The 6,390-nt window shown below is 47.6% G+C and carries 7 protein-coding genes; all 7 read left to right on the forward strand.

Annotated features, from left to right (window positions below; all coding sequences use genetic code 11):
* Positions 1 to 717, forward strand: a 717-nt coding sequence (locus IAE27_RS28765) for a DUF2345 domain-containing protein (protein WP_200093354.1), incomplete at its 5' end; no start/stop codon positions are given.
* 15 nt (positions 718 to 732) lie between these two features.
* Complete coding sequence (locus IAE27_RS28770) at positions 733 to 1,539, forward strand: DUF4123 domain-containing protein (RefSeq protein ID WP_227628287.1); 807 nt, start codon at positions 733 to 735, stop codon at positions 1,537 to 1,539.
* A 93-nt stretch (positions 1,540 to 1,632) separates the two neighbouring features.
* Positions 1,633 to 2,163, forward strand: a complete 531-nt coding sequence (locus IAE27_RS28775) for a DUF3304 domain-containing protein (protein ID WP_154022317.1) — start codon at positions 1,633 to 1,635, stop codon at positions 2,161 to 2,163.
* Complete coding sequence (locus IAE27_RS28780) at positions 2,151 to 4,616, forward strand: T6SS phospholipase effector Tle1-like catalytic domain-containing protein (RefSeq protein WP_154022318.1); 2,466 nt, start codon at positions 2,151 to 2,153, stop codon at positions 4,614 to 4,616. The genes IAE27_RS28775 and IAE27_RS28780 overlap by 13 nt, the downstream gene beginning before the upstream one ends.
* Before the next feature lie 6 nt (positions 4,617 to 4,622).
* Complete coding sequence (locus IAE27_RS28785; RefSeq protein ID WP_070555413.1) at positions 4,623 to 4,889, forward strand: PAAR domain-containing protein; 267 nt, start codon at positions 4,623 to 4,625, stop codon at positions 4,887 to 4,889.
* Entirely contained in the window at positions 4,886 to 5,842 is a 957-nt protein-coding gene (locus IAE27_RS28790; protein WP_227685337.1) for a hypothetical protein, read from the forward strand. The genes IAE27_RS28785 and IAE27_RS28790 overlap by 4 nt, the downstream gene beginning before the upstream one ends.
* A 172-nt stretch (positions 5,843 to 6,014) precedes the next feature.
* Positions 6,015 to 6,390, forward strand: a 376-nt coding sequence (locus IAE27_RS29790; RefSeq protein WP_227685338.1) for a hypothetical protein, incomplete at its 3' end; no start/stop codon positions are given.

Raw genomic sequence — 6,390 nt, forward strand, 5'->3', positions numbered from 1 at the left:
GGGAAAGGGATATTCATCACCGCTGATGCGCAGATGAAAGCGCAGGGGCAGGTACTTGAGATGGGGTCAGCAATAAGCCTTGTTAAAGGTGCTATTCATCAGGCTACTGAGTGGGGAGAGATTGCTGAGAGTCATCATAACGTGCAACCCGACGCACAATGCTTACGTGACTATTTAAAAGCGGCCGAACGGCTTCAAAAACCCGCTATGTTGTTGACAGCCCCTGCTGGAGTAGGGATTGTCAGTCCGGATACAGTGATGCTACAGACGGGGAAAGCACTCTATGCCCAAAGTATGGGCGAAGTACATATTGCCAGCAGCAAACGCATTGCGCTTAATGCTAATTACGCTATTTCTTTATTGGCTCAAACAGAGGGAGTAAGGATTGTCTCTGGTAAGGGGCCTTGCGAACTGGAATCGCATGCAGATACTCTGTCTATTACTGCGCTCAAAGATATTACTATTCAGTCCACGCAGGGCCATTTGCAATTGACAGCCAAAAATGGGATTACCCTGGCATGCGGTGGCGCGTATATTCGGTTGTCTCCCGATGGTCGAATTGAAATACATGGGCCTGGTTTGTTAAGCCTTAAGGGAAAACATGTATTTGAAGGCCCGACAAGGCAGGACTTTCCATTACCAGAACTCCCACAATCGATTTGTAAAGAGTGTCTATGTAAAGCACAGGAAGCTGCCGCTGGATTTATCCCTCGCTAACTAAAAGGATATCAAATGGACGCAGATACTGATAATTCAATATTAAATTGGTTAAAACAGATCGAACAAGTGTGTGCTTGTCTGGATACCGTGTCAGTAAATATTATTGTGGATCAGGCTGGGGATGCCCCCTCTTTAGTTCATGATTTGATGCGGTTTCAACCGCAGATTGCCTGGGTTTCGCTATTAGAGAATGAACCGGAAAATGAGTTTATTGAAGATGCGCCTCTTTTTTTGCAATTATGTATTGATGTATGGCAGCACAAAGAGTGGTTGTCAGCCTTACTTCGGCAATATAATGATCCGGCGCGAATATTGCTCTTTTTTTCTGTGTGTGATTTTAGTTCGTTGGCAAAACATTTGCAGAACCTGATTATTGCGGAATGGGAGGGCCGTAAGGGCTTAATGCGATTTTATGATACCCGAGTATTCCCGGCGTTGGTAACGTCAGTATTGACTGAGCAACAAAAAAATTATTTTCTACATATTGCGCAACTATGGAGCTGGCGTAATCGCGATGGGCAATCCGTCTGGTTTCGGGGTGAAAACTGTGAATATAACTTTAGCGAGACGACATTATTAACGCTTACCGATGCTCAATACAGCCAATTAGGTATGATTAGTGATATCGAAGGATTTATCAGAAAATATCACTTCAGGCATCCTGAGTTTACAAAGCAAACATTATTTAATCATTTGTGGCAGCGATTGCAGATGATGGATGAAGAAACACCGCTTGATAATGAGCGCTTTTTTAGTGAGTATTTATCGGGAGGGGGGGGTGAACAGCAAACCATCGATAAAAAGAAGAGACCTGATTAATAATGGCTCTGTAATTTTTCGCGCATAATTCGTTGGTGTGTATCCTAAAGCCAGCATGCGCCTACATGAGTGAGACAAAGAGTAAAAATAAATATGATCAAGATGCTTACTAAATGCAGGGGCTATACGCTGTTTTTGTTTGCGGCATTATTATTGACCAGTTGTGAACAACCGGAAACCTGGAGCAGCGGTGATTTGCGTGGGGTTAACCATACACGCCAGGAGATTCCCGGCTTCAGCGTCAACGGCAGTATCGGGCCGAATATTGGTTCCTCCGGGGAAAAGGGAGGAGCTTGTTGCATTTCCCTGCCTGATAAATGGCGACCAGGTTTAAAGGCTGATATTGTGTGGGTGGTCAGTACGACTTCAGACATAATCAACTTTCCTGGATATGAGGATTGGGAGAAATATAAGGCATGGGAAAAAAAAGTTATAGAGGGGAGGGTTAAACACTACACCACAGTCGATATTCCCGACTACGGTGACAGGAAATGCGGATTAACCGTCCATTTTTTGCCCTGTAATCAAATCAAGGTTACTGCCTCTTGCAAAACATATGGTGCCGCTGAATATCCGATTAAAGAGCCCCGTGAAATGGAGGAGCCTGAGCAATGCCCCAAATGAATGTCAGGTCGGTTTTAGCACCTCCGTATTTCCCCGCTGAAGGCCGGTTGCCCAAAAATATTGACTTGGTACAAGCCAATGTAGATTTACAGACCCGTGAGGAGAAGGAGTTTAAACTAACGCTGAATGCGCAAAATGGTCTTAATAATACCCCTCCTTGTTGTAAAAGCCTGCATGTCAGCCTATTTTTTGACGGCACTAATAATAATGAAAAAGCAAGCGCTGAGGCAAAAAGACCGAACCCCAGCAATATCGCCCGACTTTATCATACGGCGCTTGAAGATATCGATAGCGGATATTATAGCTACTATATACCCGGTGTGGGGACTGCTTTTCCGGAAATTGGCGAGTTGGATTTTAGCGATGCGGGGTTAAGATATGCCACGGGGGGAGAGGCGCGAATTAATTGGGCACTGCTGCGCATTGTCGATGCCGTCAGGCATACATTAACCGGAGAACGTCTGGGTGATAGCGAAGCGAAGGGGTTGGCACAGTCTCTTTCAAGGGACATGGCAGGCAAGGCGAAAGTAAACAAACCAATAAGAACGATGAGGCGGCAGGTCGTATTCCGTCACCTGTTTGCCCCACTGCGCGCTAGAGCGAAAACCCATCAGCCGAAAATCCTCAAAATCAAGCTGTTTATCTACGGTTTCTCCCGCGGCGCCGCCGAGGCGCGCGCCTTTGTGAACTGGTTAACGGACATCCTGGATGCGGCATTGCTACAGGAGAAAACTCCGCAACCCACTCTGCTGGGCTGGCCGATAGCCGTTGAGTTTCTTGGTCTCTGCGACACCGTGGCCTCGGTAGGGATTGCACGCATAGCCCCTGGATTTCAGGGGCATATGGCGTGGGCGGATGATAATCTGGCGCTGCCGGATGAAAGTCAATTCCCCGGATTTATTCAGCGCTGCTGCCATTTTGTCTCCGCTCACGAGCAGCGTTTGTGCTTTCCGCTCGATTCTGTCAGACGCACGGAGGGAAATTACCCCGCCAGTACCTTTGAGGTGGTTTACCCTGGCGTTCACTCTGACGTGGGCGGCGGCTATGCCCGGGGGGAGCAGGGGAAGAGCGTTGAGGATGCGCTGATTCTCTCGCAGATTGTGCTGCACGATCTTTATGCCGCAGCTTTTGCTATGGGCGCCCCCCTGATGGTACCGGAACAAATGATCCCGCCCGATTTAGTATCGTGTAAGCCTTCACGGAATATGAGTGAGGACGTTCTGCAGGAATTTAAAATCAAACAACCGCTTATCGAGCGCTTCAATGCCTGGCGCACCACTTTGCAGCCAGACCTGCCGCAGATCGCCACCTCTGGTTATCAGCCTGTTGACCTGAAGCATGCGCTGGAAAATGTGATTGAACAGCAGATGGCGTGGATAACTGCCTGGCGTATAGGACGTTTTGCGAATGGCAGTTACCAGCGTCAGTCCTTTTATCAGGAAGCGGCATGGAACAGTGGGGATACGGACCAGCAGCACCGTGACGCAAGTGAGAGGACGCGTGATGAAAAACAGAAAGAGCGTGAAAAGGCTCGCAAGATAATACCGGATACGCCGGGAGTATCAATATTCGAACCTGCTCTCGATCAGCAGCAGTTGCAGCAGGCAGCGGACGAATTTCGGGCAGATTATCACGCTCTCTCTCCTTACACGGTAGGCATGACGCGGAATAACACTGGTGGTGGATGGCAGATGCTGGTTGATGGCATTGGTGGGAGGATTACGTACATCTTCGATCCTGACGATCAGGCGGCTGAATATACGCAGATGAAAACCGCGGCTAACTCGTTAAAAGGAATACTCTTTAAAGACGAACGTGGCGCGATTACCGATGATAGTCACTATGCCCAAGTTTGTAAGTTGTATGACGATCATATTCATGATTCACGTGCGTGGTTTATGCAATCTAGTCTGGGGTATCGCGAACTGTGGGCGGGTTATTTTCGCTACCGTACCATTTATAGCGGGGATGATGCTAATAAAGAGACTTCTTTGTTAAAAATGAGCCAAAAAGGTGGCGAGGTGCTTATTGGCATAAATATTTATTTAGTTGCTGAGGAAAATAAAGCATTCGCCGCAGTGGATCGGGGTGTGGATAAGTTAGGAAACGTCATGAAAGACGGCATGGAACTATCGGCACAGGCGCAGCAGCTGGAGAATGAGGCTATCGCTGCCAGGAATAAAAAGATCCGTGAAATGGGCGGGAAAGTTATCCGTGGCGTGGTCGAGAAAGTAAGGCATATGTCTTCTATGCAAACATGTCCTGTTTCCGATATCAATGGCGAAATGATATGCCAGGTTCCGGTATATGTGAATATAGTTTTCCCCACGCGTAATGTTACCCAGTTACGCAAAATTTATAATCAGCAAGAAGCAGCGAGTGATAAAAAAAAGTTGGATGAACTGGTGGAAAATTTAAATAACTTTGTCGAGCCAGCCAGTAACAGGAGATAGCCGACAATGAGCGCGTTAAAAAAAATAGTCCGACAGGGCGATACTTTACGGGAATATGGTGGAACTGTCTTATCCGGGAAATATCTTGTTTTTGGCAAGCCTATTGCCCGCGTGGGGGATGCGGTGCAGTGCAATAAGCATGGAGCTACAACAATTATTGAGGGAGCAGCAGGAACCATGATTGATGGTAAGTCTGTTGCTCTGGATGGACACCGTTGCACCTGCGGTTGCGCTTTGGTGAGTTCATTACAGGAGATGGATATCGCGCTATGAAATATCCGCGGCTTTACCCTGATTACCGGGGAGTTGTTCCCCCCTGTAAAAAACGCTGGGGAGTGGCATGGTTGGTGGGTAATTTACTGTTTACATTTTTTATCCTCTGGTTATGGCCTTTAGACAAGGTCACCCATACTGCAGAATTCTGGTTCTGGACTGCCGTTTTTCCTACCCTTTTTATCGGATTTCTGTTTGCTGCACGAGTCTTGATTTATCAGGTGGCTTCAGGGAACCAACGGGCTTATCGCCATATACTGCAGCAGGAGGAAGTGCGATGGTGGCGGCAACGAGCGGCCGGACTTCCGATAGAACCATGGTGTTTACTGGGGCCGGGCGGTGATAAACCAGAGCATCATCTGGCTGCTCTGGCGCGAGATAGCTCTCCGCCAGAATATTTAATAACCCAGCATGGTTCCAGGGTTTTGCGTTGCCCACAAATACTGGAAAACGACATTTGGCGCCGGGAGGCGGCATTAACTCGACATTTAGTGCGCACGTTGATTGAGACATTCGCATTAAAAAGCTCATGTCCTCCAGTATTTCAGGCGTTGTACTGGTGTGGTTCGTCACAAGCGGGGCAACAGTTTATGCAGACGTTATGTGATTCAGGATGGCAGTTTCAGCAGCCGCTTTTACCGCTGAACGATATTGATCAGTTAGATGATGCTATCGACCATTACCATCGTCTCTCCCGGCATAAAAATAGATTACTGTGTGCTGGCATTTATTCGGCGAGCCACATCGACTCTACGCAGATTACCGGAGAAGCAGGGTTTGTCTGGTGCGTCGGGGTAGAAAAAAAAGTTATCGTACAACGTGCTGAACGGCAGGATACTCCAGATGAAACCGCCCTGATGCTAACCAGGCAGGTTGAAAAAATTGCCCTTATGACTTCTCCGCCTGAACACTGTCTGTCATTTAATAACCGTGCAGCAGAATATTTGCAATAGGGAGGATGGCCGACGCTGGAACACATCCTTGCCCCATATTGGGGGGACCTGCAGCAAATGTCCCCATTTGTTGCAATTTCTATGGCTGCCTTCAGAAGCCTTGAGGCTGGGCAATCATGTGGATGGATAGCCCAGGATCAAATGCGTAAATGTATTATTGGAGTAATTACCATTGATAAATGATAAGGAACATCAAGGCTCTCTTTTTCGCCAGTTCATCTGGTATTCAGTAACGATCACTCTATTTCTGGTGATTATTGGTTGCCTGTATTGGTTTTTAAAGGACGCGCTCGGTTTACCTCCCTTCACATTACAAATGTTCCTGCTATACCTTGCAGGAGCGTGGTTTTTACTGATGTGGTTATCACCTTTTATTCTGCAAGGGTGGAATGCTTTGGCGCGAGCCGAGGCTTTAAACAAGATTTATCATCCAGGACCCGCCACACATCAACAAACCCTGGATGCAAATTCGCATTATCTTACTGAACTGCGTCAGTATCTCCGCCGCCGCTATACCCGTTTCTGGCGCCACAAAGTCCGCCTGCTGC

The organism is Klebsiella sp. S69 (assembly GCF_016516145.1).
Lineage (GTDB): Bacteria > Pseudomonadota > Gammaproteobacteria > Enterobacterales > Enterobacteriaceae > Klebsiella > Klebsiella oxytoca.

What these genes read in the sequence shown, in the direction of transcription:
- IAE27_RS28770 (WP_227628287.1), top strand. Translation starts at nt 733, where the DNA reads ATGGACGCAGATACTGATAATTCAATATTAAATTGGTTAAAACAGATC.
- IAE27_RS28775 (WP_154022317.1), top strand. Translation starts at nt 1,633, where the DNA reads ATGATCAAGATGCTTACTAAATGCAGGGGCTATACGCTGTTTTTGTTT.
- IAE27_RS28780 (WP_154022318.1), top strand. Translation starts at nt 2,151, where the DNA reads ATGCCCCAAATGAATGTCAGGTCGGTTTTAGCACCTCCGTATTTCCCC.
- IAE27_RS28785 (WP_070555413.1), top strand. Translation starts at nt 4,623, where the DNA reads ATGAGCGCGTTAAAAAAAATAGTCCGACAGGGCGATACTTTACGGGAA.
- IAE27_RS28790 (WP_227685337.1), top strand. Translation starts at nt 4,886, where the DNA reads ATGAAATATCCGCGGCTTTACCCTGATTACCGGGGAGTTGTTCCCCCC.